Genomic DNA, 25,396 nt, shown 5'->3' with positions numbered 1-25,396 from the left:
GGCGAAATGCCGTATTACCGCAGCGTCGGCGAGGTGCCGCGCAAGCGCCACACCCAGTTCCGTCAACCCGACGGCAGCCTCTACGCCGAGGAGCTGATGGGCCAGGAGGGCTTCTCCTCCGACTCGTCCCTGCTCTACCACCGGCACGCGCCCACCGCGATCCTGGCCGCCGACGAGTTCACCCCACCCGCGTTCACCAGGGCCCCGAACCTGCCGCTCAAGCCCCGCCACCTGCGCACCCACAAGCTGGACACCGGCGGTGCCGACCCGATCCTCGGCCGGCAGTACCTGCTCGCCAACGACGACGTCCGGATCGGGTACGTGCTCGCCGACCGGCCCTCGCCGCTGTTCCGCGACGCCACCGGCGACCACTGCCTCTACGTCGAGTCGGGCACCCTGCGGGTCGAGTCCCCGTTCGGGGCGCTGGACGCGGTCGCCGGCGACTACGTCGTCATCCCCACCTCGACCATCCACCGGCTGGTGCCCACCGGCGACCAACCGGTCCGGCTGCTCACCGTCGAGGCCTCCGGCCACATCGGCCCACCCAAGCGCTACCTCTCCGTACGCGGCCAGTTCCTGGAACACTCGCCGTACTGCGAGCGCGACGTCCGCGGCCCCGACGCCCCGCTGCTCGTCGACGGCGAAGAGGTCGAGGTGCTGGTCCGCCACCGGCGTGGTTGGACCCGCTACGTCTACGCCAACCACCCGTTCGACGTGGTCGGCTGGGACGGCCACCTCTACCCGTGGGCCTTCTCCATCCACGACTTCGAGCCGATCACCGGCCGCATCCACCAGCCCCCGCCGGTGCACCAGACCTTCCAGGGCCCCAACTTCGTCATCTGCTCGTTCGTGCCCCGCAAGGTCGACTACCACCCGGACTCGATCCCGGTGCCGTACAACCACCACAACGTCGACTCCGACGAGATGCTCTTCTACACCGGCGGCAACTACGAGGCCCGCCGCGGCTCCGGCATCGATCAGGGCTCGATCTCGCTGCACCCGTCCGGTTTCACCCACGGCCCCCAGCCGGGTGCCGCCGAGCGCTCCATCGGGGCCGACTACTTCGACGAGCTGGCCGTCATGGTCGACACCTTCCGCCCCCTGGATCTCTGCGACGCCGCCAACACCTGCGAAGACGAGGGATACGCCTGGACGTGGGCGCGTCGCGGCTAGCGGAGTGCGGTTCTGGTGAAGATGGCGAACTCGGCTACCGCCGTGGCGGCGATGGCCAGCACCAGGGGCCACGGGGAGCCGACCACCGCGTACACCAGTAGCAGCAGCGGCGCGGCGGCCACGGCGTAGATCGACAGCGCGATCGCCCGGTCGGAGTGCAGCAGGGCCGGCAGGACGGTCCGGGTCAGCCCCGGCAACCGGGCCGCGAGCTGCCAGACGACGATCCCCCCGGTGAGCGCGGCGAGCACCGCCAGGACGCGGGAGAACCCGCCGCTCGCCGACGCCGCGAAGGCCACCAGCACCGCCGCCACCAGCGACCAGCCCGCCCCGTAGAGCACCAGGCGGTGCAGGCCGTGCGCGAGCGTCCGCGGCGAGTCGATGCGGCTCGGGGTGATCGTGACGGTCTCGGCGACGTGCGCCAACGCCTGCGACCAACGGCGTTGCTCCAACCGCAGGACACCCACGTCGTGCCCGGCCTCGGCGACGCGCGGGTCGAGCCGTAACGCCTCCCGGTAGGCCCGCTCGGCCAGGTCGAACAGGTTCAGCCGGGCGGCGACCAGGCTGAGCACCAGGTGCGCCTGCGGCTCCTCCGGTGCCAGTTCGACGCCACGCCAGGCCGCGTTCAGCGCCGGCTGGCCGTTGCGGGCGTCCGCCAGGAGCGCCGCCGCGCTCCACTGGGCGTACGCGTCGGCCGGGCCGAGGGCGAGGATCCGGTCGGCGGTGGCCGCCGACTCGGGGTAACGCTCCAGGTCGGCCAGCGCCATGCCCTTGACGACAAGCGGCGGGAAAGCCTCCGGTGCGGCCGCCACGGCGGTGTCCGCGGCGGTGAGCGCCTCGGCCGGGCGGCCGGCGGCCAGGTGCACCCGGGCCAGCGCGGTGAGGGCGTCCACGTCATCCGGTTGCAGGGCCAACCCGTAGGTCAGCTCACCGACCGCCTCGTCGTGGCGGCCGAGCTCGGCGAGAAGTTGGGCCCGCTGAAGGTAGCCGTCGGCGGCGGAACGGTCGGGGACTGGGTCGCTGGACATCGCGGCGAGCTTAGGCGGCCGACGCGTCGTACACCAGGGCCACCGCGACACCGGCCAGCCCTTCCTCGCGGCCGGTGAAGCCGAGCCCGTCGGTGGTCGCGGCGGAGACGGTGACCGGGGCGCCGACCGCCGAGGACAGCACCTCCTGGGCCTCTGCCCGACGGCGGCCGATCTTGGGTCGGTTGCCGATGACCTGCACCGACACGTTGCCGATCTCCAGGCCGCTGGCGCGCACCCGGCGGGCCGTCTCGGTCAGCAGGGCCACCCCGGACGCGCCGGCCCACTCCGGCTGGTCCACCCCGAAGGCGGAGCCGAGATCACCGAGACCGGCGGCGGAGAGCAGCGCGTTGCAGGCTGCGTGCGCGACCACGTCGGCGTCCGAGTGCCCGGCGAGGCCGTCCTGGTCGGGCCAGAGCAGGCCCGCGACCCAGCAGGGCCGGCCGGGCTCGAACGCGTGCACGTCGGTGCCGATGGCCACCCGGGGAACGATCATGAGCAGAGGGTACGCGTCAACCGGAGGCGCCAAGCAGGTGCTCGGCCAGCGCCAGGTCGAACGGTCTGGTGATTTTCAGGGCGTACTCCGAGCCCGGCACGCAGCTCACCGTGACGCCCTGTTTCTCGACCAGCCCGGCGTCGTCGGTGAGGGGGTCGCCGGCCGCGGCGTGCGCGGCGCTGAGGACGGCCCGGCGGAAACCCTGCGGGGTCTGCGCCGCACGCAGGGCGGAACGGTCGACGGTGCCGAGCACCACCTCGCCGGCGCCGACTTCCTTGATCGTGTCGACGACCGGCAGCACCGGGATCACCGCGTCCCGCCCGTCGCGAACCGCCGCCGCGACGGATTCGACGAGCTCGGGTGGGGTGAGCGCGCGGGCGGCGTCGTGCACCAGGACGATCGTCGGGCCGGCGGGCACCGCGGCCAGCGCGGCGGCCACCGACGCCTGCCGTTCCGCACCGCCGGGGACCACGATCACCGGTGCGACCGGGGCCAGCAACTCACGGACTGCCTGCACGTCGGCGACCGGCGCGGCCACCACGATCGTGTGCACCGACGGCGCGGCGGCCAGTCGACGCACGGCGTGCACCAACAGCGGCTCGCCAGCGAGCAGGCGCAGCGCCTTGGGTCGGCCGGGGCCGAGCCGTACGCCGGCACCCGCCGCAGGCACGAGGACCGCGACGTCACCGCGCGGGTTGAGCTGCGCGGTCACGTCGCGGTCCTCAGTGGTTTCTTCGCTGTGTGGTGGGACGACGATGCTGTGCGGACTAGGCCTCGGTGAGGACCTTGTCGAGCAGCGTCTCCGCCTCATCCTTGGTGCTCTTCTCGGCCAGCGCGACCTCGCCGACGAGAATGTCGCGGGCCTTGGCAAGCATCCGCTTCTCGCCCGCAGAGAGGCCCCGCTCCCGCTCCCGGCGCCACAGGTCACGCACGACCTCGGCGACCTTCAGCGGGTTGCCGGAGGCCAGCTTTTCCAAATTAGCCTTGTAACGCCGCGACCAGTTGGTCGGCTCCTCGGTGTGCGGAGCCCGCAGAACGTCGAAGACCTTACCGAGGCCCTCTTCGCCGACCACCTCACGCACGCCCACGATCTCGGCGTTCTCGGCCGGCACCCGGACAGTCAGGTCACCCTGCGCGACCCTCAGGACGAGGTATTGCTTAGGCTCGCCCTTGATGACCCGAGTCTCGATTGCCTCGATGAGTGCGGCCCCGTGGTGGGGGTAGACAACGGTCTCGCCGACACTGAAAACCATAGGTTCGAAACCCCTTTCGCTGTGTCTAGGGTAACACGCTCAGGCACCGATGTCTCACCGATGTCCTGACCGTTGGCGCAGCTCAGGGGCCCTGTGAGAGGTCTTGCTTCAGCTTGACAGGCGGTCAAACCAATGGTTCGAACACGCTCCGTAACGTGCGGATGACTGCCCGGCACGGGTGAACAGAACGTCGAGATCAAGGGCTATGCGCTCCTCCCATGGTATCGCGGCCGGCGGGAATGCGCCCAGGTGTAGCGGGAGGCGCCCCTGGTGCGGGACCCTGGAGGCCGAGCCGCACACCGCTCTCGAGCCCCTTCCAGGAGGTCCGATGGGCAAGCCGGATGCCGAGGGTCACGGGCCAGCCGACGGCCTGCCCGGCCTACCGCCCGAGTGGGGCCGCATCGTGGTCCCGGACGACGCCTCCGCGCTCGCCGACGAGGCCGCCCAGCTTCGTCGCGAGCTGCGCCGCGCCGCCGGCGACCACCCCGGCCGCCTGGCCCTGCCAGCGCTGGTGCTGCTTGTCGCCCTGCTCACCACGACGGCCGGCCTGCTCGCCGTCGCCTGGCCCCGCGCCAGCCGGAGCACCGACCGACCGACACCGGCCCCGTACGCGCCTCCCGCGACCGTCGCCGGCCGGGCACTGCCCGCGCTGGACCTGGTCGACGCAGCCCAGGCGCCGGTGCCGCTGCGCGGCCTGCTCCCCGCCATGATCATCCTGGTGGACGGCTGCCCCTGCCCGGAGCGGATCGACGAGGCGGTGGCAGCCGCGCCCCCGGGAATCGCGGTGATCACCGTCGCCGGAGGGCGGACGGTCGCGACCCCGCCGCCGGCGAGCACGGGCGTCCGGGCACTTGCCGACCCCGCCGGCGGCCTGCGGTCGTTCCTGGGTCAACCGGTCCACCCCGGCACCTTGACCGCGCTGCTCGTCGATCGCACCGGCACAGTGACCCGGGTGCTGCCCGACCTGGGGTCTGTCGACTCCTACCGGGACGACCTGAGCGCCCTCGCCGGCTGACGCCACGACTGCCGAAAACCCGCCCTAGGGCGTGTGTCAAAGTCCTCGGTCGAGCCGAGGCGGAGTCCAGGCGGCGGTCCGGCAAGGCGGAGATTGGTCCGGATACCGGTGTTGTATCCGGACCAATCTCCAACGCGGCCGGTCGTCGTCTGGGCCCGCCGCAGGCCGGCCAGGGGCTCTGACACACGCCCTAGCGGGGCAGGCCGACGAGTTGCGCCTCGACGTCGATCTCGCGCACCCCGACCGTCGACAGCGACACCCGGAACGGCCTGCCGTGCGAGAACAGCTGGGCACCTGTGGTCGTGCCGTCGCAGTCGATCTCGGACGGCCCGTCCAGCTCGGCGTCGAAGACCGTCACCATCAGGGTGCCCGGCCTGGTGCACCGGTACTGCAGGAGGTATCGGGAGTCACCGCCTCCCCCCTGCCGGACGACGCGCTGCCCCGGCACGAGCGTCTTCTGCTCCCGCCAGATCGTCTCGCGGAACGAGGGCAGCCCACCCAGGAAGAAGAGCCAGCTCGGATCACCCTCGATGTCGAGGATCTCACCGCTGCCCGGGTCGATCACCGCCCGCGGGACATTCACCGCCCGGTCGACCGCCCCCGTCTCTCCATCGACCCGCGCGGTCACCTCGTCACCCCGGACCAGGACGCGAGCCAAGGACGAGCTGACGCCGGGCCCCGCGATCGGTGTCACCGCCGCGCCAGGCAGCCGGGTCACCGGGGAGGGCGCGGCCGAGCGCCACCACCAGCCACCGCCGACCAGGACGGCCACCGTCGCACCGAACAGCACCGCCGAGCGCAGCCGCTCGTCCACCGTCGTACCCATCCATCGAGCGTAACGCCGCGGCCGCCGGATGATTACTCCTGTCGATCGAGCAGAGCAGCGTAGAGGGTGAGGCCGGGGCCGAAGGCCAGCATGACGACGCGTCGAGCCGCCGGCGTCGAGCGGCCCAACCGGTCCAGGATCAGCAACACGGTCGGCGACGAGCAGTTACCGTGCTCGTCGAGCGTCGCCCGGGACGCCGCCAGCCCCTCCGGGGGGAGGGCCAACTCCCGCTCCACCACGTTGAGGATCCGCGGCCCGCCCGGGTGCACGGCCCAACCATCCACCTCGGAACTGGTGACGCCGTGCCGGGCCAACAGGTCGTCGACCAACCCGCGTACGTGTTTCGACAGCACCTGCGGCACCTTCGGCGACAGCCCCATCCGGAAGCCGGCATCGGTGACGTCCCAGGTCATGTGGTCGGCGGTCGAGGTGTCGGTGACCGAGGTGACCTCGCGTAACGCGTACCCCGGACCACCCGGCACGACCACGGCGGCGACCGCGGCGTCCGAGAAGAGCGCGTGCGAGACGATCTGCTGGGTGTCCACCCTGGCACTTGACGGCTGGATGTGCAGGCTGGTCAGCTCCGCGCAGAGCAGCAGCGCCGGCCGCCCCCGCGCGGTGACGAAGTCACTCGCCGCGCCGAGCCCCGGCAGCGCCGCGTAGCAGCCCATGTGGCCGATGACCATCCGCTGGGTGTCCGCCGCCATGCCGAGGTCCCGGGCGAGCAGGATGTCCAGCCCCGGGGTGGCGTAGCCGGTGCAGGAGCAGACGATGAACAGCCCGATGTCACCGGCGCCCAACCCGGCGGCGGTCAACGCGCGGCCCACCGCCTCCTTGCCCAACGGCAGCGCCTCCACCTGGTAGCGGCGCATCCGGCGCTCGGTCGGCCAGTCCGAGACGTCCTCCAGCAGGGGATTGACCGCGGCCTGCCGCCGGGTCACCCCCGAGTTGGCGAAGATCCGTTGGGCCAACGACCGGGTGGTGCCGGAGAAGTGCCGGGAGAAGAAGCCCTCCCACAACTCGTCCTGCGAAGCGGACGGCGGCTGCGCAGCCCCGAGCCCCGCGATCACTGGTACGGACACGATCCCCACCTCTCGTCAGATGCTGTCCTCCCCCTGGCCGTCCCACCAGCCACCTCGGCTGGCCGTTCTTTCCTGCGAGCCTCGTCCGGCCGGCTCACCAACGCGGTGCCGATCCGTCACGATCCGGGTCGCCGCCCAGCGCGGCGATGCCGAGCCAGTCGGCGCAGACGTCCGACGTGGCCGGGTGCAGTGAGCCGCAGCGGGCATCCCGGTAGAGCCGCTCCAACGGGTGGCCACGGCGGGTCGCCGAGGTGCCCGCCGCCTCCAACACCGACGCGGCCACCTCCGCGGCCGTGGTGCCGGCGAGCAGCTTCGCCCGCCACACCCAGCGGTTGGTCTCCTCGTCGCCCGGCACCTCGTCCACCCGGCGGGCCGCCTCGGCGACCACAAGTTGGGCGGCCGCCGTGGCCGCGTCCGCCCGGCCCAGTCGTGCCCGCACCGCCGGCAGACCGGCCAGCCGGCGCTCGTTGAGGTGCTCGACCGCCGCGTCGATCGCCGCCCGGGCGACCCCCACGTAGACGGCCGCGTAGCTGGCCACCAGCCAGTGCGGCATCAGTTGGGCCACCACCAACGCCAGGCCCTCGACCCCGCCGAGCAGCCGGTCCGTGGGCACCGTGACGTCCAGGTGCAGGTCGTGTGAGGAGGTGGCGCGCATGCCGAGCGCGTCCCAGGTCGGCTCCACGGTCAGACCGTCGCCGGCCGGCACCAGGAACTGCGAGACCACCGACTGGTCGGCCACGCTGCGCGCCGCCACCAGGTAACCGTCGGCGTGCCCGGCACCGGAACAGAAGGTCTTGCTGCCCTTGAGATGCCAGCCCTCGTCGGTGGCCTCGTAGACCGTGCTCAGTTGGGACAGCCGGGCGCCGGCCCCCCGCTCGCTCATCGCGACCGCGTACCAGGAGCCCTCGGCGGCGGCGGTGAGCAGGCGGTCCCGGGCGGCAAGCGCCTCGTCCGGGACACCCAACGCCTCGGCCAGTTCCTCGGTGACCGCGCCCAGCGCGCCGGTCACCGAGGCGTGCATGTTGAAGACCAGGGCGGTCGCCCCGTTGCCCCGGGCAAGCTCAGTGGCCACTGCGGCGTACTCGGCGAAGGTGGCTCCCATGCCTCCCAGCGCGCGGGGCACCATCAACCCGAACAGGCCGGCCTCCCGCAGATCGCGGAAGTCGTCCACCGGAAAGGAACCGTCCCGGTCGTGCTGCGCGGCCCGCGCGGCGAACCGCGGCGCCAACCGGCGGGCCGCCTCAAGCGCGTGCACCGTCATGTCGCCTCCTCCTCACAGTGCCGTACCCCGTCCCGGCCCGACTATCCGTTTCGGACCCCCCACCCCTGGTAGAGCACCGCGGTGGACCGGGTCGGCACGATGCGCGGGCGGCGGCCGGTCGAGATCGTGCCCCGCCGGCCCGTTCGGGCTCGCCGCAGCAACCAGACCACCAGGCCGCCCACCTGCGGACGGATGCCGCGCACCCGCAGGTCGACGCCGTGCCGGGCGCACTCGGCCACCAACTCCCGCGCGTCCACGAACAACCGTGGATCGTGGATGCCGCGCGGCACCGTCGGCAGCCGCTCGGCGATCCGTACCGCGACGAGCCGGGCCAGTGCCGTGTCGTTCAGGGTGTCCAGCACCAACAGACCGCCCGGACGCAGCAGCCGGCACGCCTCGGCGACCACCCGCGGCCAGGCCGGCACGTGCTCCAACAACTCGCCCGCGGAGACCACGTCGGCGCAGCCGTCCGGGAGCGGGACCGCTGTCGCATCACCCTGGACGACGCGTACTCCGTGCTCGGCCGCCTGGAGCAACGCCGAGCGGGTCAGATCCACACCGACGTGGCGGTAGCCCTTGCCGGTCAGGTGCGGCGCGAGCAGGCCGGCGCCGCAGCCCAGGTCCACCAGCAGCTCGCCGGGGCGGGTCGCCGGTGGCACCAGCGCCGCGCGTGCCGCGGCCAGCCAGTGCAGCATCGCGAACGCGCCATCCGGCCGCCACCACTCACCGGCCAGGTCGTCGTACTGGCGCGGATCGTTTCGCGGCAGCACCCGGGGGCCGGTGGACGCCGCGGACGCAGCCACGTCTCGCATGGCACCGAGAGTGGCACGACTGCTCGGTAACGACCAGACTTCCCTTATGTCGCCGAGGGTGTTAGGGCTGGTCAGGGCGAGCCACCCGGAACCGGCCGCGGCGGTGACCACGGTCGCCGGTCTGCTGGCGTGGGGAGTGGGCCACCGGCCGTCGGGAATCGTCTCGGTGGTGCTCGCCGTGCTGGCCAGCCAACTCGCCGTGGGCTGGACCAACGACGCGCTGGACGCCGAGCGGGACGCCACCGTGGGGCGTACCGACAAACCGGTCGCCGCCGGCGCGGTCGGCCGGCGCACCACGGCCTGGGCCGCCGCGGCGGCCGCGGTGGCCTGTCCGCTGCTGGCGCTGACCACGAACCCGACGGCGGCGTTCTGGTTGACCGTCGCCCTGATCTCGGCGCTGCTCTACGACTGGCCACTCAAGGCCACCGCCTTCTCGGTGGTGCCGTACGCCGTCTCCTTCGGCGCGCTGCCCGCCTTCGTGGTCCTCGCGCTGCCCGGTCAGCCGGCCCCACCCACCTGGCTGCTGGTGGCGGCGGCCTGCCTGGGGGCCGGCGCGCACTTCGCCAACGTGCTCCCCGACCTGGCCGACGACGCCCGGACCGGAGTGCGCGGCCTACCCCATCGGCTGGGGTCCACCGGCAGCCGGGCGGCTGCGGCCGGTCTGCTCCTCGCGGCGACCGCGACCCTGGTCCTCGGACCACCCGGGCCGCCGTCGGCGGTCGGGCTGGCCGCCGTCGGCACGGCCGCCGTGGTGCCGGCACTGAGCTGGTACGCGGGACGCTCGGCGGTCCGGGCCGGCCGGCGGCCGGTGGCGGCCTTCCGGGCGGTCATGTTGGTGGCCCTGATCGACGTGGTCCTGCTGGTGGCGAGCGGTCGGGTGGTGTGAGCGGCACCCGGCCAGGTGGCATTGCCGGGTCCGCGTGCGGGCCTCGATCAGCCCCAACTACCCTGGAGCGCGGTCTGCGCGGGTATGGCCACCGTGCCCGGGCGTGCGGCCCGGGTGGGGATTGTGACGAGGAGGACCGACGTGACGCGCTCGATCAGGGGATCCCGGCGGGCGGCCCTGTTGCTGTCCGGGATTGCGGCAACCGGCCTGCTTGCGTCCGGATGCGGCACCGGTCAGATCGCCGAGACCGCGTTGAAGGAGCCGTCGATCCAGGGCGTCAACCTCACCACCAACAACGGATCCTTCTCGGTGCGCGGCCTGCTTGTGGCGTACCCGGGCACCGAGGGCTACCGGGCCGGCCAGGACGCTCCGCTGAACGCCGTGATCTACAACGACTCGAAGCAGACGGTCACCGTCACCGTCACCGTCGCCCCCGAGACCGCTCGCGAGGTGCGGATCAGCGACGGCTCGGCGAGCGCGATGCCGACCGCCTCGGAGTCCGCCTCCGCCTCGGCCAGCGCGACGCCGTCCGGCAGCGCGTCTCCGTCCGGCTCGCAGAGCCCGTCGACGCCCGCGTCCGGCTCGGCCAGCCCGTCGGCGACCCCGTCCGAGACCGGCTCGTCCTCGGCCACGCCGTCCGCCCCGGAGTCGGCGCGGGCATCGGGCTCGGCCAGCCCGGCCGCCCCCGGCCAGCTGGCCCGGATCGAGCTGGCTCCGCTGAGCTACATCCAGCTCAACTCCGAGGCCACCTCGCAGCTGCGGCTGATCGGCCTGACCGAGGCGCTGCGCTCCGGCCAGAACGTCTCGGTGACCTTCGACTTCGGCAACGGCAACACGGTGACCGGCCAGGCGCCGATCGCGGTGCCGCTCACCCCGGCGGCGCGTCCCTCGCCGCTCATCGAGCGCGAAGGCGGCTACGAGGGCGACGAGGGCGGCACGACCCACGGGTGACACGACCTCCGTATCGACGGACGCCCCGGCGTGGTGACCACCACGCCGGGGTGTTTTCGTCGTACGAGAGGGCTAGCGTCCTGATGTGACCACCTCCCGATCGACTCCTTCGCGTGGTGCCACGGCCGGCGCCGCCCGTGGCCGGTCCGCCGCCCGCGAGCCGCGCCCGGCCTACGAGTGCGACGCCTGCGGGCACCAGCCGCCCAAGTGGGTGGGGCGCTGCCCGGAGTGCGGCGAGTGGGGCGCGGTGGTCGAGAGCACGGTGACCGGCCCGACCGTGGCCGGTCGGGTGGTCAGCTCCCGGCTTCCGTCCGAGCCGGCCCGGCCGATCGCCACCATCAGCGCCGCCCCGGCCCGCGCCGTGCCCACCGGGGTGAGCGAGCTCGATCGGGTGCTCGGCGGCGGTCTCGTGCCCGGTGCCGTGGTGCTGCTCGCCGGCGAGCCCGGCGTCGGCAAGTCGACCCTGCTGCTGGACGTGGCCCAGCACTGGGCGGCCGGTGCCGGCAGCCCCTCGCTGGTGGTCAGTGGGGAAGAGTCGGTCAGTCAGGTGCGCCTGCGCGCCGAGCGGATGGGCACCCTGCACGACAGGCTCTACCTCGCGGCGGAGAGCGACCTCGGGTCGGTGCTCGGGCACCTCGACGCGGTCAAGCCGGGCCTGCTGGTGCTCGACTCGGTGCAGACCATCTCGACCACCGGCACCGAGGGGGTGCCCGGTGGGGTGACCCAGGTGCGCGCGGTCACCGCCGCGCTGGTCTCGGTCGCCAAGGAGCGGGGCATCGCCACCGTGCTGGTCGGGCACGTCACCAAGGACGGCCAGGTGGCCGGGCCGCGGGTGCTGGAGCACCTGGTCGACGTGGTGTTGCACTTCGAGGGTGACAAGCACTCCTCGCTGCGCCTGGTGCGCGGTGTGAAGAACCGGTTCGGCGCGGCCGACGAGGTCGGCTGCTTCGAGATGCACGAGGGCGGCATCAGCAGCCTGGCCGACCCGTCCGGGCTGTTCCTGACCCGCTACGCGGAGCCGGTCCCGGGCACCTGCGTCACGGTGGCCATGGAGGGGCGACGGGCCCTGGTCACCGAGGTGCAGGCGCTGATCGGCGCGACGGTGGCCGGTTCTCCCCGGCGCACCGTCTCCGGCCTCGACTCGGCACGACTGGCGATGGTGCTCGCGGTGCTGCAACGGCGCACCGAGCGGCTGACCCTGCACGACCGCGAGGTCTTCGCCGCCACGGTCGGCGGCATCCGGGTGGTGGAGCCGGCCGCGGACCTCGCGGTGGCGTTGGCGGTCGCCTCCGGCGGGCTCAACCTGGCCATCGCGCCGCACCTGGTGGCGATCGGTGAGGTGGGTCTGACCGGCGAGGTGCGTCGGGTCGGGGCGGTGCCCCGCCGGCTGGCCGAGGCGGCCCGGCTGGGCTTCAAGATGGCACTGGTGCCGCCCGGTTGCGGCCCGGCGAGCACCGGCGCCGGTCCCGAGCAGATGCGGGTGACCGAGGTCACGGACGTCCGTTCGGCGCTGCACCATGCGGCCCGCGCGTCCGCCGAGTGACCCACCGTGCCGACGGGGACGGCAAAACCGGACAGCACGCCGCAAGCGGGAAACGGGTTGGAAGGGCCGCATCGTGACACATCACAGTAACCACGACAGCACCCACCGCACGGCAGTCCGTAGACTGTGTCCGTGCCGATCGACCGCGATACCACCAAGCCCGCCAGCGCGCCGCCCCAGGCCCGCACCGGCGCCGTGGGCTCGCCCGCCCGCCCGATCAGCGTGAGCGTGACGGCGGGGGCCGCCGGGAGCGCCGGGGACCCACTGCGCGCCAACCTCGCCCTGATGGCCCCTGGCACCGCCCTGCGCGACGGGCTGGAGCGCATTCTGCGGGGCCGCACGGGTGCGCTCATCGTGCTGGGCTACGACAAGGTCGTCGAGGGCCTGTGCACCGGTGGCTTCCCGCTGGACGTGGAGTTCTCCGCGACGCGGGTCCGGGAGTTGTGCAAGATGGACGGCGCCGTCGTGCTCTCCAGCGACGGCACCAGGATCGTCCGGGCTGCCGTGCACCTGATGCCGGACCCGTCCATCCCGACCGAAGAGTCCGGCACCCGACACCGCACCGCCGAGCGGGTGGCCCGGCAGACCGGCTACCCGGTCATCTCGGTCAGCCAGTCCATGCGGATCATCAGCCTCTACGTCAACGGTCAACGACACGTGCTCGACGACTCGGCGGCGATCCTCTCCCGCGCCAACCAGGCGCTCGCCACCCTGGAGCGCTACAAGCTCCGGCTCGACGAGGTCTCCGGCACGCTCTCCGCACTGGAGATCGAGGATCTCGTCACCGTACGGGACGCGGTCGCCGTGGTGCAGCGCCTGGAGATGGTGCGCCGGATCGCCGACGAGATCGCCGGCTACGTGGTCGAGCTGGGCACCGACGGCCGCCTGCTGGCCCTGCAACTCGACGAGTTGATGGCCGGCGTGGACGCCGACCGGACGCTCGTCATCCGCGATTACCTGCCGGTCGGCCGCAAGTCGCGCACCCTGGACGAGGCACTCGTCGAGCTGGACCTGCTCGGTGCCACCGAGCTGATCGATCTGGTGTCGGTGGCCAAGGCGATCGGCTACCCGGCCGCGTCCGACGCGCTGGACGCGGCGGTCAGCCCTCGCGGCTTCCGGCTGCTGGCCAAGGTGCCACGGCTGCCGGTGGCGGTGGTCGACCGCCTGGTGGTGCACTTCGGCAGCCTGCAACGGCTGCTGGGCGCGACCGTGGAGGACCTGCAGGCCGTCGAAGGGGTCGGTGACGCCCGGGCACGCGGTGTCCGGGAAGGGCTGTCCCGGCTCGCCGAGGCGTCGATCCTGGAACGGTACGTCTGATCCGGATCAGCCGGTGACGGTGAGCTTCACCGGCGCGCTGAGCTTCGTGCCGACCCGGGCGAACACCTCGTACGACCCGACCGGCGGGAATGGCCCACCGGCCAACTGGCCGTCACACCGGCTGGTGTCCCGCCCGTTCCACTGCACCTGGTAGGAGCGCTCGATGTTCGGCGTGAAGGACACCACGTCCGAGCCTTGGACCTTGCCGCAGGTGTCCGAGGACCAGACCTTCTCGGCACCGGACTTGATGAAGATCTCCTGCAGGTCGGCGCCGACGTTGCGGCTGCACGTCCGGTCCGAGGTGTTTTTGATCTTGAGTTGCAGGTCGACAAGCGCCCCGCGCTGGACCGAGGTCGGGCTCGCCATCGAGACCACGCGGATCTCCGCGTCGGTGCAGGTGCCGTCGTCCACCGAACCGCCCACCGCATCCGGCGGAGGATCGTTGCTGGTGATCGCGGGGCTCGGGGTCGTCGCATCCGGATTCGCCGCGCCCGCATCGCCGGACGCCGACGGCTGCGGACTACCCGTCTGCGGCGTCAGCACGGGAGCGCCCGGACCGGTCGTCCCGGTGGGCGTGGCCGTCGGCGACCCCGCGGCCTTCGAGTCGTCGCCGGAGCGACCCGAGTTGGTGCAGGAATAGAGCAGGACAATCAGGAAGAGAAGCCCCGCTCCGAGTACGACGACGCGACGCCGCCAGTACACGGCGGGTGGCAGGGGGCCGACCGTCAGACGCATGATGCCCCCCACCGTAGCCGCGCTGCCCCCACCAGTACGGCGCGACGCGCCGGAGCCCCACCGGGACGCCGGCGCAACCGTCCCCTATGGACGGAGGCCCCGGTCGCCCGCCACCCGCTCAGAGGTAGACCTTGCGCTGGTAGACGGCGTGCGCACCGGCCACCCGATCCAGAAAAAGCAGCCCCGCGCAGTGGTCGATCTCGTGCTGCAACGCCCGCGCCTCGAAGCCGTCGGTCACCAACCGGACCGGCCCGCCGGTGCCCGGCAGGTCACCCTCCACCACCAGCCGGCTGGCCCGCTTCACGTCACCGGTCAGGTCCGGCACCGACATGCAACCCTCCCGGCCCGGTCTCCACCGGGTCGCCTCCACCACGCGGGCGTTGCACAGCACGAAGGTCCCGTGCACCGTCACCGCCTTCGGGTGCCCGGTCACATCGACAGCGAACACCCGAGCACCAACCCCGACCTGCGGCGCCGCCAACCCGACACAGCCCGGCGAAACCCGCATCGTCGCGACCAGATCGGCCGCGAGCTGGACTGTCTCGGCCGCCGTCGGATCGACCTCACCGGCGGCCCGACTCAACACCGGATGCGGGGCGGACAACACCGCCCGCACTACGCCCGACACGGCAAGCGCCTCCGGTGTCCAGCCGCCCAGACCCGCGTACGTCTCGGCGGCCGGCACGCTCTCCGCGCCGCTCACAACAGATCCGGGTCCGCAGGCCGGAGCGTGACCTCCACGCCCAGCTCGGCAGCAGTCCGGTGCAGCCGGTCCACAAGCGCGTCGGCCACGCCGGCAGGCAACTCGACCTCGGCCAGCACCACGTAGAGCGAACCCGCCAGGCGGGTGCTCAGGTCCGTGACATTCCCGCCGGCGTCGACAAGCACCCGGGTCATCGCCGCGACGATGCCCATCCGGTCCGAACCGTGCACCGCCAGCACGTACGGTTCACCCGCCGCGGGCACCTCACCGTCCGGCGTGACCGCGCGTACCGTCGCCAGCAGTTGACCCTCGGCGGCCAGCGGCACCAGCGCGGCCTCAACCTCGGTGGCGGCCGGCCCGGTACAGATCAGGGTCATCGCGAAATGCCCCCGCAGCCGCGTCATCGTGCTGTCGGTGAGGTTCGCGCCCAGTCGGGCCAACACCTCGGCGACGTCGGCCACGATGCCCGGCCGGTCCCGACCGATGACGGTGATCGCGAGCTCGTTCATCCGCGCATTCTCTCCGATCCCGGCAGCGCCGCCGTGACACCCCGCCCGAGCCGCCCACCCAGCGGGACCACGGCGCGTGACATCATCGGGGATGCCATGACTCAACCCGATTTCGCGACCCTGGTCAGCAGGTGGTTCCAGCAACACGCCCGTGACCTCCCCTGGCGGGCGCCGGACACCAGCCCGTGGGCCATCCTGGTCAGCGAGGTCATGCTCCAACAGACACCCGTGGTCCGGGTCGTGCCGGCCTGGCAGGCGTGGCTGGCCCGCTGGCCGGATCCGGCAGCGTTGGCGGCGGACACCCCCGCCGAGGCGATCCGGATGTGGGGACGCCTCGGCTACCCCCGTCGGGCCGTCCGGCTGCGAGAATGCGCGGTAGCGATCGTCGACCGACACGGCGGCCGGGTGCCGGACCGCCTGGAACAACTACTGGCCCTGCCGGGAGTCGGCACGTACACGGCACGAGCGGTGGCGGCGTTCGCGTACGGGCAGCGGCACCCGGTGGTCGACACCAACGTACGGCGGGTGGTCTGCCGGGCGGTAGCCGGCGAGCCCGACGCCGGGCCGGTCACCCGACCGGCCGACCTGGTCGCCACCGAAGAGCTACTCCCGGCGGAACCGGCCGCGGCGGCGCTGGCCAGCGCCGCGTTCATGGAGCTGGGCGCGGTCATCTGCACCGCCCGGTCACCGCGCTGCACGGCCTGCCCGGTCGAGTCGACCTGCGCGTGGCGGGCCTCCGGCCAGGAGGCCCCAACGGGGCCAACCCGCCGACCCCAGCGGTACGCGGGCACCGACCGGCAGGTACGCGGCCTGCTGCTCAAGATGCTTCGGGAGACCACCGGTCCGGTGCCGCACCAACGCCTGGACCAGGTCTGGACCGATGACGTGCAGCGCGCCCGAGCCCTGGCCGGCCTGGTGCAGGACGGGCTGGTCGAACCAGCCGGCACCGATTCCTTCCGCCTCGCCGGCGACGGCCCGTCCCACCCCACCGCCGACCTGACCACCTGAACCACCCCGACCGGCCACGCCGCCGCGGCCCCACCGTGTGGCGCGCCGTGCGCCGCCCCCCGCCGCACCGCGTCCCACCCGGCTGCATGGTGCGCCGCCCCGCCGCCCCGCCGCCCCGCCGCACCGCGCCGTGTCCGGCACCGCCCCGTGCGCCGCCCCGCCGCACCGCGCCGTGTCCGGCACCGCGCCGTGCGCCGTGCCCCGCCCCGTGCCATGCGTCGTGCCGCGCCCCGCCCCGATCCGTGCGCCGTGCCCCGCACCGGGCCACGCACCGTGCCCCGCATGGGCCGTGCCGTGCCGCGCCGTGCCCCGCCCCGCCCGCGCGCCGTGCCCCGCACCGCGCCGCGCGCCGTGCCCCGCACCGCGCCGCGCGCCGCCCGCCGCGCGCCGCGCTGTGGGCTGGGCTGGGCCACAAGATCGTGCTCGATCCTGGAATTAGTGGTCTCGCGCGGGCTGGAGGCCACTACATCATGGATGCTGCGCGATCTTGCGGTCGCAAGCCTCCGCGGGACCCCCAAGCCCCCGACCAGTCCACGCCGTAGGCCTCACTGTGCCCCACAACATCAGGGAAGTTGCTGCCTCCGGACGTCGTGAGCCAGCACTTTCCCTGATGTTGCGGGACGCCGCACGGCGAGTGAAGCCGGGCGGGCGCGCAGAGGTGCGGGAAGGCCTGGACAGGCCGGGCGGGCGCGATCAAGGCGCGCCCATCGGAACAGGGGCGATCGGGACAAGCGCAATCACGCCGACACGGTCACGGCAGGCCCCACCAGCACAAGCACGATCAGGCCGACACGGTCACGGCAGGCCCCACCGGCACAAGCACGATCAGGCCGACACGGTCACGGCAGGCCCCACCGGCACAAGCACGATCCGGGCAGGCGCAGGCAGGCGCGGGAAGGCGGGGCAGGCGGAGCGGGCGCGTGGGTCCTGGGGGATGGCGCAAAGAAGGCGGGGCCCCGGTGGCTCATGCCACCGGGGCCCCGCCCTTGCTGCTGGTTATGCCACCTCGTCCGTGGCCGCTGCGGCGGTGCCAGCGGCGGTGCCACCGAGGTCGGCCGGAACGGCGTCCGGAACTTCGACAGGCTTCTCCGCGCCCCGGAAGACGAGCTTGGACTTGTCGATGTCGTTCGGGTCGCCCTCGCAGTCCACCACGACGATCTGACCCGGGGTCAGCTCGTTGAACAGGATGCGCTCGGAGAGGTTGTCCTCGATGTCGCGCTGGATCGTGCGACGAAGCGGACGGGCACCGAGCACCGGGTCGAAGCCCTTCGCCGCCAGGTACTTCTTGGCGTTGTCGGTCAGCTCCAGACCCATGTCCTTGTTGCGCAGCTGGCCCTCGATCCGCTGGATCATGATGTCCACGATCGAGAGGATCTCGCTCTGACGCAGCTGGTGGAAGACGATGGTGTCGTCGATCCGGTTGAGGAACTCAGGCCGGAAGTGCTGCTTGAGCTCGTCGTTGACCTTCTGCTTCATCCGGTCGTAGTTGGACTCGGAGTCCTCCGACTGCTGGAAGCCCAGCGACACCGCCTTGGCGACGTCACGGGTGCCCAGGTTGGTGGTCAGGATGATGACCGTGTTCTTGAAGTCCACGATCCGACCCTGACCGTCGGTGAGCCGACCGTCCTCCAGGATCTGGAGCAGCGTGTTGAACACGTCCGGGTGGGCCTTCTCGATCTCGTCGAAGAGGACCACCGAGAACGGCCGACGCCGCACCTTCTCGGTCAGCTGCCCGCCCTCGTCGTAACCGACGTAGCCGGGAGGGGCACCCACGAGCCGGGAGACCGTGTAACGGTCGTGGAACTCGGACATGTCCAGCTGGATGAGAGCATCCTCGCTGCCGAAGAGGAACTCGGCGAGCGCCTTGGACAGCTCGGTCTTACCGACACCGGACGGGCCGGCGAAGATGAACGAGCCCGACGGGCGCTTCGGGTCCTTCAGGCCGGCCCGGGTACGCCGGATCGCCTTCGAGACCGCCTTGACCGCGTCCTCCTGACCGATGACGCGCTTGTGCAGCTCGTCCTCCATGCGCAGCAGGCGGGAGGTCTCCTCCTCGGTCAGCTTGTAGACCGGGATGCCGGTCCAGTTGCCGAGCACCTCGGCGATCTGCTCGTCGTCAACCTCGCTGACGACGTCCAGGTCACCGGCCTTCCACTCCTTCTCCCGCTGCGCCTTCTGACCGAGGAGTTGCTTCTCCTTGTCACGCAGCTGCGCGGCGCGCTCGAAGTCCTGAGCGTCGATCGCGGACTCCTTGTCGCGACGCACCTGGGCGATGCGCTCGTCGAAGTCACGCAGGTCCGGCGGCGCGGTCATCCGACGGATCCGCATCCGGGCACCGGCCTCGTCGATCAGGTCGATCGCCTTGTCCGGCAGGAAGCGGTCGGAGATGTACCGGTCGGCCAGAGTTGCGGCAGCCACCAGGGCCGCGTCCGTGATGCTCACGCGGTGGTGGGCCTCGTACCGGTCGCGCAGGCCCTTGAGGATCTCGATGGTGTGCGCCAGCGACGGCTCACCCACCTGGATCGGCTGGAACCGGCGCTCGAGAGCGGCGTCCTTCTCCAGGTGCTTGCGGTATTCATCCAGGGTGGTGGCACCGATGGTCTGCAGCTCACCACGGGCCAGCATCGGCTTCAGGATGCTCGCGGCGTCGATCGCGCCCTCGGCGGCACCCGCACCCACCAGGGTGTGGATCTCGTCGATGAACAGGATGATGTCGCCGCGGGTGCGGATCTCCTTGAGCACCTTCTTGAGGCGCTCCTCGAAGTCACCGCGGTAGCGGGAACCGGCGACCAGCGCACCGAGGTCGAGCGTGTAGAGCTGCTTGTCCTTGAGAGTCTCGGGCACCTCGCCCTTGATGATCTTCTGGGAAAGCCCCTCCACCACGGCGGTCTTACCGACGCCGGGCTCACCGATCAGGACCGGGTTGTTCTTGGTACGGCGGGAGAGCACCTGCATGACCCGCTCGATTTCCTTCTCGCGCCCGATGACCGGGTCGAGCTTGCCCTCACGGGCGGCCTGCGTCAGGTTGCGACCGAACTGGTCCAGCACCAGGCTTGTCGACGGCGCGGCCTCACCCGGCGCGGCGCCCGCAGCGGCGGGCTCCTTGCCCTGGTAGCCGGAGAGCAGCTGGATCACCTGCTGGCGGACCCGGTTGAGGTCGGCGCCGAGCTTCACCAGCACCTGGGCGGCAACGCCCTCGCCCTCCCGGATCAGCCCGAGCAGGATGTGCTCGGTGCCGATGTAGTTGTGGCCGAGCTGCAGCGCCTCGCGCAGCGACAGCTCCAGCACCTTCTTGGCCCGCGGCGTGAACGGGATGTGCCCGCTCGGCGCCTGCTGACCCTGGCCGATGATCTCCTCGACCTGCTGGCGGACGCCCTCCAGGGAGATGCCGAGGCTCTCCAGGGCCTTCGCCGCGACGCCTTCACCTTCGTGGATCAGGCCCAGCAGGATGTGTTCCGTACCGATGTAGTTGTGGTTGAGCATCCGGGCCTCTTCTTGGGCCAGGACGACAACCCGTCGCGCTCGGTCGGTGAACCGCTCGAACATGCCCTCGTGCTCCTCACGTGCCGTGCGCCTTGATGGTCAAGATCTTGGCGGGGCCGGTGCACGAACGTCCGGGACGGGCGTCCGTGCCTCCTTACTCTATCGTCGCTGACCGACTCAGCTGAGGTCGTGTGTCTCTGCTCTGGGTCAGTTCCACGTCGTTTTGGACAACCGTCCGCGCTCAGGAGGTGTTCCGGTAGTCCTGTCGCTACGCGCAGAGCGAAATCCGACTGGCACGACCGGAGCCCGATCCGGGCCTCGGAAGCGCTCCGGAAGCCCCCGGAGGGGGTGCCGGGGGTCGCGACGGGGTTGTCCACAGGCTGTGGATAGTTGCTCCACTGGTTGTGGACAACGTCGGTGGGCACGAAATGCTTCCCCGCCCCTCGACCCCCGTCCCGCACCCCGGACACGGCGACGCCGGCCCGGAGAACCACTCCGGCCCGGCGTCGGTGTCGCCTGCGGTGGCGACTGGCCACCAAAGCTGATGGATCAGCGCTTCGCGTGGTACTCGTCAACGATCTCCTGCGGGATACGACCCCGGTCCGAGATGTCCTTACCGGCCTTCTTGGCCCACTCCCGGATCGCCTTGTTCTGTTCCCGATCGGCGGTCGCGCCACCCCGACCACGGGCAGCCCGCCCACCGATCACGACGCCGCCCCGGCCGACCTTCGTGCCGGCACCCACGTACGAGGCAAAAGCGTCGCGCAATTTAGCGGCGTTGGCACTCGACAGGTCGATCTCGTACTGAACGCCGTCGAGGGCGAACTTGACGGTCTCGTCCGCGTCCCCGCCGTCCAGGTCATCGACCAGCTTGTGAATGATCTGCTTGGCCACGTCCCACATTCCTTTCGAGCAGGGCACTCCTGCTAACGAGAGCACAATAACCCCCGCAGTGCTTGCCGCGTCAATAGGATGCCGTTACGGCGTGGGGTGAGCCGGGCGAACCCCTACTCCGGGCGGACCAACGGGAAGAGGATCGTTTCCCGAATTCCGAGGCCGGTCAGGGCCATCAACATCCGGTCGATTCCCATTCCCATGCCCCCGGCCGGCGGCATTCCGTACTCCATCGCCCGGAGAAAGTCCTCGTCGAGGCGCATCGCCTCGTCGTCGCCCCGGGCCGCGAGCCGCGCCTGGGCCACCAGCCGCTCCCGCTGCACGACCGGGTCGACCAGCTCGGAGTAGCCGGTGCCCAGCTCGAAACCGAGCACGTAGAGGTCCCACTTCTCGGCCAGCCCCGGCTCACTGCGGTGGGCCCGGGTGAGCGGGCTGGTCTCCTCCGGGTAGTCCCGCACGAAGGTGGGCGCCACCAGGCTGGGGACCACCAGCTCCTCGAACAGTTCCTCGGCCAGCTTGCCCGGCCCCCACTTCGGGTCGACGGCCAATCCCACCTTGTCCGCGTACTCCACCAGGCGGGTTCGGTCGGTGCGGACCGTGACCTCCTCGCCGAGCGCTTCGGAAAGCACGCCGAAGAGTGTCACCGACCGCCACTCGCCACCCAGGTCGAACTCCCGTCCGTCGGCGTGGGTCACCACCGTCGAACCGCTGACCGCGATCGCCGCCTGTTGCACGAGATTACGGGTCAGGTCGGCGATCGTGTCGTAGTCGCCGTACGCCTGGTACGTCTCCAGCATCGCGAACTCCGGCGAGTGCGAAGAGTCGACACCCTCATTACGGAAGTTGCGGTTGATCTCGAAGACTCGGTCGACGCCGCCAACCACAGCGCGCTTGAGAAACAGTTCCGGAGCGATTCGCAGATACAGATCGGTGCTCAACGCATTGCTGTGGGTCACGAACGGTCGGGCCGTCGCACCACCATGCAGCAGTTGCAGCATCGGCGTTTCCACCTCGATGAAGCCCTGCCCGTGCAGTGAATCGCGCAGACTGCGCACGGCGGCGGCTCGGGTACGGACCATCTCCCGAGCCTGCGGCCGGACGATCAGGTCGACGTAACGCTGCCGGACGCGGGCCTCCTCGGAGAGCGGCTTGTGCGCCACCGGCAACGGTCGCAGCGCCTTGGCGGTCATCTCCCACTGCTGCGCCAGCACCGACAGCTCACCCCGGCGGCTGGTGATCACCTCACCGGTGACGCCGACATGGTCACCGAGGTCGACCAGGCGCTTCCACGCCTCCAGCCGCTCCGGACCGACCCGGTCCAGGGAGAGCATCGCCTGCAACTCGGTGCCGTCGCCGTCGCGCAGGGTCGCGAAGCACAGCTTGCCGGTGTTGCGTACGAAGATCACCCGGCCGGTGACCGCGACCTGGTCGCCGGTCGCGGTGTCGGTCGGCAGGTCGGCGTAGCGGGCCCGGACCTGCGCCAGGGTGGTCGTCCGGGGAAAACCGACCGGGTAGGGCTCGACGCCCTCGGCGAGCATCCGGTCCCGCTTCTCCCGGCGGACCTTCATCTGCTCGGGAAGGTCGTCGGCGGGGTCCACTGGCACGGCGTTCTGCTCGCTCACGGCACGCTTCCTCGTCACGAAGATTCAGGGGGTCAGGGCCGAGCGTACTCAAGCCGTCCGGGGGCCGTTACCAGATAACCTGCCCGCCATGGTCGATCACACTCACGCCCTCTCGTTCGGGGCCGCAGCGAGCGATTATGACCGGTTTCGACCCCGCTATCCCGAGCGGGCGGTCGGTTGGGCCCTCGACGGGTTGAGCAACGCCCGGGTCGTCGATCTCGGCGCGGGCACCGGCATCCTGACCCGCGCCGTGCAGGCCCTGGGTCACGAGGTCGTACCCGTGGAGCCCGATCCGGGGATGCGGGCCCAGCTCGCGGAAGCGACGCCGGGCACGACGGCGCTCGCGGGCAGCGCCGAGGCCGTGCCGCTGCCAGACGGCGCGGCGGACGCGGTGCTGGTCGGGACCGCCTACCACTGGTTCGACCGGGAGCCGGCGCACGCCGAGATCGCCCGGGTCCTCCGCCCCGGCGGCACCTTCGCCCCCATCTGGAACGTCCGGGACGATCGGGACGAGTGGGTGGCGGAGCTGAGCAGGATCGCCCACATCGGATACCGGTCCGGCAACCTGGTCGAGAAGTACAAGGACTTCGGCCCCGCCTTCGAGCCGATCGAGCTGGACGAGTTCGTGCACCGCACGACGCTCACCCCGGACGAGGTGCTCGGGATGGTCCGGACCCGGTCGTACTGGCTCACCGCCTCCAGCGCGGACCGGCGGCGGGTCGAGCGGGAGCTGGCCGAACTCCTGGCCACCCACCCCGACCTGGCCGGGCGGGAGACAGTCGAGCTGCCGTACCGGACGTTGGTGCTGCGCGCCCGGCGGCACTGACGGGTCACAGGTTGCGGTCGTAGACCATCCGGAGGCCGATCAGCGTGATCATCGGCTCGTGGTGGGTGATGGTGCGGCACTCGTTGATCACCAGGGAGGCCAGGCCACCGGTGGCGATCACCGCCTTCACCTCGCCCAACTCCTCGGTCATCCGCTCGACGATGCGGTCCACCTGCCCCGCGAACCCGAAGTAGAGGCCGGCCTGGAGGCACTCCACGGTGTTCTTGCCGATCACCGAACGGGGCTTGGTGGCCTCGACCTTGCGTAGCTGGGCGGCGCGGGCGGCCAACGCGTCGAAGGAGATCTCGATGCCCGGGGCGAACGCCCCGCCGAGGAACTCGCCCCGACCGCTGATCACGTCGAAGTTCGTGGTGGTGCCGAAGTCCACGACGATCGACGGCCCGCCGTAGAGGGAGTACGCGGCAAGCGTGTTCACCACCCGGTCGGCGCCCACCTCCTTCGGATTGTCGATCGCCAACTGCACCCCGGTCCGTACGCCCGGCTCGACGATCACGCTCGGCAGGTCCGCGTAGTAACGGCCGAGCATGGTACGCAGCGAGCGCAGCGCGGCAGGCACTGTCGAGCAGGCGGCCACGCCGGTGATCTCGACGTTGTCCCCGGCGAGCAGGCCCCGGAACATGAGGCCCAACTCGTCCGCCGTCGAGCGGGCATCGGTCTTGATCCGCCAGGAGTGCACGAGCTTGTCGCCGTCGAAGGTCGCCAGCACGGTGTTGGTGTTTCCGATGTCGATGCAGAGCAGCACGCACGCAGCCTAGACAACGACCGTACGGGCGGGTGCGGACCGGGCGACGGACCGTATCCTTGTCGTATCGCGACATGAGCATGGTTCAATCCACGGCGGGGCCGGACGGGGAGCGGACATGTCGGGGACGTGGTGGATGCGGGGCCGCAACACCCTGCGCCGTCGTCGACGACACGTGTTCGTGCTGATCGCGTTGGCCGGCGGCGCGATCTGGATGGTCGTACAGGCCTGGCGGGCGTCCGTTCGGGAGACCGGCAGCTTCGCCGGCGACCTCTACCTCAACATCGGCGCCGCGCTGATCATGACGCTGCTGACGTACGTGGTGCTCAACCCGCTCTTCCGTGAGCTCCAGACGGTGAGCATCATCGAGCATCCCCGCCTGGACCGGGACGCCCTGATCGAACGGGTCGCCCAGTCCCGCGAGATCGTGGCCATCCTGGAGACCTGGACCAGCATGCTGGAGGGCCCGTACGCGGCCCGGTTCGTGGCCGCGCTGCGCTCCGCGCTCGCCAACGGCGCCGTCGTCAAGGTGCTGCTGCTCGACCCGGACTCACCGGCGGTCCGGCTGCGCGGCGAGGAGCTGCGCCGGCGGGACGCCTCGGTCGCCATCCTCAACAACCTGTGGCACCTCGCGCGGCTCAGCGAGGAGCTGCCCGAGTCGGCCCGCGCCCGGCTTCAGGTCCGGGTCTACAGCGCCGCCCCCTCCGTGCAGATGTACCGCTGGGACGGCAAGGCCTTCATCTCGTTCTTCCCGGTGCAGGGCAGCACCTTCGACACCCAGCAGATCGAGGCGTTCGTCTCGACCCCGTTGGGCGAGTTCGTCGACGACCGGTTCGCCGAGTTGTGGGACACCGCTCCGCTGGAGGACCTGGCGGCCTGCCTCACGCTGCGGCTCTGCCTGCGCCAGGCCGGTCGGGACCTGGAGACCTGCGACGCGCTCTACGTACGCTCCGACGGCGACTGGTACATCGCCGGCACCGACCTGGTGCGCAACGTGGCCCGGCACGGCCTGGCCGGGCTCACCGTCGTGCTGGACCGGCCCGAGGCGGCCGGCGAGATCTTCGCCATCGGCGAGGCCGACGAGCTGCCGCCGGAGATCTACAACCGGGTGCTGGAGCTCTTCCGCGCCAAGTACGGCCTGGACGGCCGGCAGGACACCGAGAACCGGGTGATCTTCAACCTGGCCGCCAGCTCGCTCACCACCGTCTGAGACGCC

At 71.6% G+C, this 25,396-nt stretch carries 24 protein-coding genes; 9 read left to right on the top strand and 15 right to left on the bottom strand.

All coding sequences use genetic code 11. The features are described 5' to 3' along the window. The first annotated feature begins 6 nt into the window (after window positions 1–6). Complete coding sequence (locus tag ACGFH8_RS21150) at window positions 7–1,173, top strand: homogentisate 1,2-dioxygenase (RefSeq protein ID WP_393369531.1); 1,167 nt, start codon at window positions 7–9, stop codon at window positions 1,171–1,173. Here the strand turns inward: ACGFH8_RS21150 and ACGFH8_RS21145 are convergent. The 4 genes from ACGFH8_RS21145 to ACGFH8_RS21130 are packed head-to-tail and all read right to left on the bottom strand — an operon-like array spanning window position 1,170 to window position 3,944. Further along, entirely contained in the window at window positions 1,170–2,198 is a 1,029-nt protein-coding gene (locus tag ACGFH8_RS21145; RefSeq protein ID WP_393369528.1) for a tetratricopeptide repeat protein, read from the bottom strand. The genes ACGFH8_RS21150 and ACGFH8_RS21145 overlap by 4 nt on opposite strands. Before the next feature lie 10 nt (window positions 2,199–2,208). Further along, complete coding sequence (ispF, locus tag ACGFH8_RS21140; RefSeq protein ID WP_393369526.1) at window positions 2,209–2,691, bottom strand: 2-C-methyl-D-erythritol 2,4-cyclodiphosphate synthase; 483 nt, start codon at window positions 2,689–2,691, stop codon at window positions 2,209–2,211. A 16-nt stretch (window positions 2,692–2,707) separates the two neighbouring features. Continuing rightward, entirely contained in the window at window positions 2,708–3,403 is a 696-nt protein-coding gene (gene ispD / locus ACGFH8_RS21135; RefSeq protein WP_393369523.1) for a 2-C-methyl-D-erythritol 4-phosphate cytidylyltransferase, read from the bottom strand. Window positions 3,404–3,458: 55 nt separating this feature from the next. Next, window positions 3,459–3,944 carry a CarD family transcriptional regulator gene (locus ACGFH8_RS21130; RefSeq protein ID WP_007073334.1) on the bottom strand — a complete coding sequence of 162 codons (486 nt, stop codon included), beginning with the start codon at window positions 3,942–3,944 and terminating at the stop codon, window positions 3,459–3,461. Between the two features lie 328 nt (window positions 3,945–4,272). On the opposite strand from ACGFH8_RS21130, the gene ACGFH8_RS21125 reads away from it, so the two are divergent. After that, window positions 4,273–4,959 carry a hypothetical protein gene (locus ACGFH8_RS21125; protein ID WP_393369520.1) on the top strand — a complete coding sequence of 229 codons (687 nt, stop codon included), beginning with the start codon at window positions 4,273–4,275 and terminating at the stop codon, window positions 4,957–4,959. A 190-nt stretch (window positions 4,960–5,149) separates the two neighbouring features. Here the strand turns inward: ACGFH8_RS21125 and ACGFH8_RS21120 are convergent, their stop codons facing one another. From ACGFH8_RS21120 to ACGFH8_RS21105, 4 genes are all read right to left on the bottom strand, one after another. Further along, window positions 5,150–5,785: a hypothetical protein gene (locus ACGFH8_RS21120; RefSeq protein ID WP_393369517.1), complete on the bottom strand. Its 636-nt coding sequence runs from the start codon at window positions 5,783–5,785 to the stop codon at window positions 5,150–5,152. A 32-nt stretch (window positions 5,786–5,817) separates the two neighbouring features. Further along, window positions 5,818–6,867, bottom strand: a complete 1,050-nt coding sequence (locus tag ACGFH8_RS21115) for a type III polyketide synthase (RefSeq protein ID WP_393369514.1) — start codon at window positions 6,865–6,867, stop codon at window positions 5,818–5,820. A 94-nt stretch (window positions 6,868–6,961) separates the two neighbouring features. Continuing rightward, window positions 6,962–8,128 carry an acyl-CoA dehydrogenase family protein gene (locus ACGFH8_RS21110; protein ID WP_393369511.1) on the bottom strand — a complete coding sequence of 389 codons (1,167 nt, stop codon included), beginning with the start codon at window positions 8,126–8,128 and terminating at the stop codon, window positions 6,962–6,964. 41 nt (window positions 8,129–8,169) lie between these two features. Next, on the bottom strand, window positions 8,170–8,940 hold the full coding sequence (locus ACGFH8_RS21105; protein ID WP_393369509.1) for a methyltransferase domain-containing protein: 771 nt from the start codon (window positions 8,938–8,940) through the stop codon (window positions 8,170–8,172). A 46-nt stretch (window positions 8,941–8,986) separates the two neighbouring features. Between ACGFH8_RS21105 and ACGFH8_RS21100 the strand changes: the two genes are divergently transcribed. The 4 genes from ACGFH8_RS21100 (at window position 8,987) to disA (ending at window position 13,637) form a co-directional block, all read left to right on the top strand. After that, window positions 8,987–9,826: a UbiA family prenyltransferase gene (locus ACGFH8_RS21100; RefSeq protein ID WP_393369507.1), complete on the top strand. Its 840-nt coding sequence runs from the start codon at window positions 8,987–8,989 to the stop codon at window positions 9,824–9,826. A 141-nt stretch (window positions 9,827–9,967) separates the two neighbouring features. Next, a complete protein-coding gene (locus ACGFH8_RS21095; RefSeq protein WP_393369504.1) occupies window positions 9,968–10,777 on the top strand; it encodes a hypothetical protein in 810 nt (269 codons plus the stop codon). Between the two features lie 85 nt (window positions 10,778–10,862). Then, window positions 10,863–12,320: a DNA repair protein RadA gene (gene radA, locus ACGFH8_RS21090; protein ID WP_393369501.1), complete on the top strand. Its 1,458-nt coding sequence runs from the start codon at window positions 10,863–10,865 to the stop codon at window positions 12,318–12,320. Window positions 12,321–12,452: 132 nt separating this feature from the next. Beyond that, window positions 12,453–13,637: a DNA integrity scanning diadenylate cyclase DisA gene (gene disA, locus ACGFH8_RS21085; protein WP_393369498.1), complete on the top strand. Its 1,185-nt coding sequence runs from the start codon at window positions 12,453–12,455 to the stop codon at window positions 13,635–13,637. 6 nt (window positions 13,638–13,643) lie between these two features. Here disA and ACGFH8_RS21080 read toward each other — a convergent pair whose 3' ends face one another. The 3 genes from ACGFH8_RS21080 to ACGFH8_RS21070 form a co-directional block, all read right to left on the bottom strand. Beyond that, window positions 13,644–14,372, bottom strand: coding sequence for a hypothetical protein (locus tag ACGFH8_RS21080; RefSeq protein ID WP_393369496.1), 729 nt, complete (start codon window positions 14,370–14,372; stop codon window positions 13,644–13,646). A gap of 118 nt (window positions 14,373–14,490) precedes the next feature. Next, window positions 14,491–15,075, bottom strand: coding sequence for a peptide deformylase (locus ACGFH8_RS21075; protein ID WP_393369494.1), 585 nt, complete (start codon window positions 15,073–15,075; stop codon window positions 14,491–14,493). Beyond that, window positions 15,072–15,584, bottom strand: a complete 513-nt coding sequence (locus ACGFH8_RS21070) for a glycine cleavage system protein R (RefSeq protein ID WP_393369491.1) — start codon at window positions 15,582–15,584, stop codon at window positions 15,072–15,074. The genes ACGFH8_RS21075 and ACGFH8_RS21070 overlap by 4 nt, the downstream gene beginning before the upstream one ends. Window positions 15,585–15,680: 96 nt before the next feature. On the opposite strand from ACGFH8_RS21070, the gene ACGFH8_RS21065 reads away from it, so the two are divergent. Next, window positions 15,681–16,592: an A/G-specific adenine glycosylase gene (locus tag ACGFH8_RS21065; RefSeq protein WP_393369489.1), complete on the top strand. Its 912-nt coding sequence runs from the start codon at window positions 15,681–15,683 to the stop codon at window positions 16,590–16,592. Window positions 16,593–17,588: 996 nt separating this feature from the next. On the opposite strand, the gene ACGFH8_RS21060 is transcribed toward ACGFH8_RS21065, so the two are convergent. From ACGFH8_RS21060 to lysS, 3 genes are all read right to left on the bottom strand, one after another. After that, window positions 17,589–20,138 carry an ATP-dependent Clp protease ATP-binding subunit gene (locus ACGFH8_RS21060; RefSeq protein WP_393369486.1) on the bottom strand — a complete coding sequence of 850 codons (2,550 nt, stop codon included), beginning with the start codon at window positions 20,136–20,138 and terminating at the stop codon, window positions 17,589–17,591. 486 nt (window positions 20,139–20,624) lie between these two features. Beyond that, the gene (locus ACGFH8_RS21055) at window positions 20,625–20,969 is read right to left on the bottom strand and encodes an Lsr2 family protein (protein WP_110563841.1); all 345 of its coding nucleotides are present in this window, start codon (window positions 20,967–20,969) and stop codon (window positions 20,625–20,627) included. A 113-nt stretch (window positions 20,970–21,082) separates the two neighbouring features. Then, the gene (gene lysS, locus ACGFH8_RS21050) at window positions 21,083–22,591 is read right to left on the bottom strand and encodes a lysine--tRNA ligase (RefSeq protein ID WP_393369483.1); all 1,509 of its coding nucleotides are present in this window, start codon (window positions 22,589–22,591) and stop codon (window positions 21,083–21,085) included. A gap of 88 nt (window positions 22,592–22,679) precedes the next feature. On the opposite strand from lysS, the gene ACGFH8_RS21045 reads away from it, so the two are divergent. Beyond that, on the top strand, window positions 22,680–23,417 hold the full coding sequence (locus ACGFH8_RS21045) for a class I SAM-dependent methyltransferase (RefSeq protein ID WP_393369480.1): 738 nt from the start codon (window positions 22,680–22,682) through the stop codon (window positions 23,415–23,417). 4 nt (window positions 23,418–23,421) lie between these two features. Here the strand turns inward: ACGFH8_RS21045 and ACGFH8_RS21040 are convergent, their stop codons facing one another. Further along, complete coding sequence (locus ACGFH8_RS21040) at window positions 23,422–24,180, bottom strand: type III pantothenate kinase (protein WP_357404064.1); 759 nt, start codon at window positions 24,178–24,180, stop codon at window positions 23,422–23,424. A gap of 118 nt (window positions 24,181–24,298) precedes the next feature. Between ACGFH8_RS21040 and ACGFH8_RS21035 the strand changes: the two genes are divergently transcribed. Beyond that, a complete protein-coding gene (locus ACGFH8_RS21035) occupies window positions 24,299–25,390 on the top strand; it encodes a hypothetical protein (protein WP_393369478.1) in 1,092 nt (363 codons plus the stop codon). Window positions 25,391–25,396: the final 6 nt, after the last annotated feature.

The sequence above is a fragment of the Micromonospora sp. NPDC049175 genome, assembly GCF_043197345.1.
In the GTDB taxonomy this organism is placed as follows: Bacteria; Actinomycetota; Actinomycetes; order Mycobacteriales; family Micromonosporaceae; genus Micromonospora.
The sequence above is the reverse complement of the archived record's forward strand: the minus strand, read 5'-3'. Positions and strand labels throughout refer to the sequence as shown.